Source organism: Pedobacter sp. 01T416_2 (genome assembly GCF_056398925.1).
This window is the reverse complement of record NZ_JBFTQI010000831.1, coordinates 1-2,434: the sequence shown is the minus strand read 5'-3', so window position 1 is coordinate 2,434 and position 2,434 is coordinate 1. Positions and strand designations below refer to the sequence as shown.

The following is a 2,434-nucleotide window of genomic DNA, read 5'->3' as shown; positions in this document are numbered from 1 at the left end:
GAGATAAACCACAAGGTATTCGGTCGTTTTTTAACGATAGTTATGAAGTTTATGGTGCAACATGGACACCAACTTTCTTTCAGGAATTTAAGAAAAACAGGGGCTACGATCTGTCCTCTCATATTAAAGAATTAACCAGTAAAGATTCTACAAATGCAAATATTGCCCGTTTAAAATCTGATTATCGCGAAACTATGGATGAACTTTTGCTCCATAATTTTACGCAAAACTGGACCAATTGGGCGCATCAGCTTAAATCGGCAACCAAAAACCAGTCGCATGGTTCGCCGGGCAATCTGCTCGATCTTTATGGAGCGGTTGATATTCCTGAAACGGAAACCTTTGGTTCAAGTTACTTCCCGATTCCAGGTCTTAGGCGTGATGCTGGGGATATCCGCAACGTAGATCCTGATCCGATAATGAGCAAATTTGCATCATCTGCGGCACATACAGGCGGTAAAAAACTGGCATCTTCTGAAACGTTTACCTGGCTAACCGAGCATTTTAAAACTTCATTTTCGCAATGTAAACCAGAAGCAGAACAATTGTTCCTGGCAGGAATCAATCATATTTTTTATCATGGAACCACCAATTCGCCGGCAAATGTTTCCTGGCCGGGATGGCTGTTTTATGCCTCGGTAGAAATGAATCCGAACAACAGTTTATGGCCACAGGCACAAGGATTAAACAATTATATAGCCCGTTGTCAGTCCATTCTTCAATCGGGAACTCCTGACAACGAACTTTTGATCTATTGGCCAATTTATGATGTATGGAACAAGGCTAAAGGTTTAGATATGGCCTTAAAAGTACATGATGTTGATGAATGGTTACACCCAACGGCTTTTTATAAACTATCAAAAGAACTTTCTAAATCGGGTTATTCTTTTGATTTTGCATCTGATCGACTGTTAAAGCAATCAACGGTTAACAAAGCATTGATCAGTACCAACGCGGCCGCTGCGCCATATCAGGTGTTAATTGTTCCGCAATGTGAAATGATGAGCCCGGAAACGCTAGATCAAATGATAAAACTGGCCAGCAATGGAGCAAAAGTCATTTTTCAGGCATTACCTAAAGATGTTCCAGGTTTAAACAACCTGGAAACCCGCAGAGCACAGCTAAAAGCAACCTTGGCTAAATTGATTTTTACAGACGGAGCAGATGGTATTAAACAGTTTAAAGTTGGGGCAGGAGTGATTTTATTGGCTAACGATGTGCAAAAAGCATTAAATGCAATCGGCGTTAACAGAGAAACTTTAACCGATAGCGGACTACAGTTTATCAGAAGGAAAACAACAACTGGTAAATATTATTATCTGATAAACCACACCGCTAAAGATATTGATACTGAACTGTCCTTAAATGAAGAAGGACGGGTTTTAATTATGGATCCACAAAGTTCGAATGTGGGTTTGGCGGCAGTACGCAATAAAAAGGTCCGTGTACAACTTAAATCGGGAGAGAGTTTGTTTTTAAAGGTCGGTCAGAATGAAACAACCAGCTCACCTTGGGTTTATCTGAACAAAGCTGCCAATACGATCAATCTTAACCAACCATGGAATTTACATTTTACCGAAGGTGGACCGGAGCTTCCTGCAGATCAACGGTTAGCTAAACTGGTAAGCTGGACTACTTTAAACGATCCTAAATTACAGGCCTTTTCTGGTACTGGTGTTTATACCTCAAGTTTTAACCTGAATTCAAAATCGGCCAAAGAATATGTTTTAAACCTGAACCAGGTTGATGAGAGTGCACGTGTATGGATCAATGGTGTGGAAGTGGGCATTTTATGGAGTATCCCTTTTCAGGCCCGTGTTGGCAAATATTTAAAAGCAGGCCATAATACCATTAAAATTGAAGTGGTTAACCTGATGGCGAACCGCATCCGCGATATGGATATCAAAAAAATCCAATGGCGGAATTATCACGAAATCAATTTCGTAAATATTAACTATAAGGATTTTGATGCATCAAACTGGAATGTAATGCCTTCAGGCTTAATCGGCCCGGTAAGCATCACAGCTTTTAATTAATCGTATACTGTTATTCCCGCAGGCGCAAATCTTGCTTTGTACAAATCAATATGCATTTTATCATGAAAAAACTCATTATACTCGCTTTGTTTACCGCCGTTGGTATAAATGCCATGGCTCAAGATTATGTCATCACAAAATTTGGTGTTAGTGCAGATAGCACCAAACTGAATACCAAAGCCATTCAAAGTGTAATAGATAAAGCTTATCAAAAAGGAGGAGGAACGATTGTAATCCCTAAAGGTGTTTATCTTAGTGGAGCACTCTTTTTTAAGCCTAAAACGAAGCTGTTGTTACAAGAAGGTGCTGTACTTAAAGGATCTGATAACATAAAAGATTACCCTTTTATTCCGTCGCGTATGGAAGGGAGGAGCCTTAAATACTTTGCTGCATTAATT

1 protein-coding gene and 1 pseudogene are annotated in these 2,434 nt (G+C 39.7%); both read left to right on the top strand.

The features are described 5' to 3' along the window. On the top strand, positions 1–2,036 hold a 2,036-nt coding region (locus AC1DPQ_RS24695; RefSeq protein ID WP_477611181.1), incomplete at its 5' end, for a glycosyl hydrolase. Between the two features lie 62 nt (positions 2,037–2,098). Next, a pseudogene (locus AC1DPQ_RS24690) lies at positions 2,099–2,434 on the top strand (exopolygalacturonase); the annotation flags it as partial.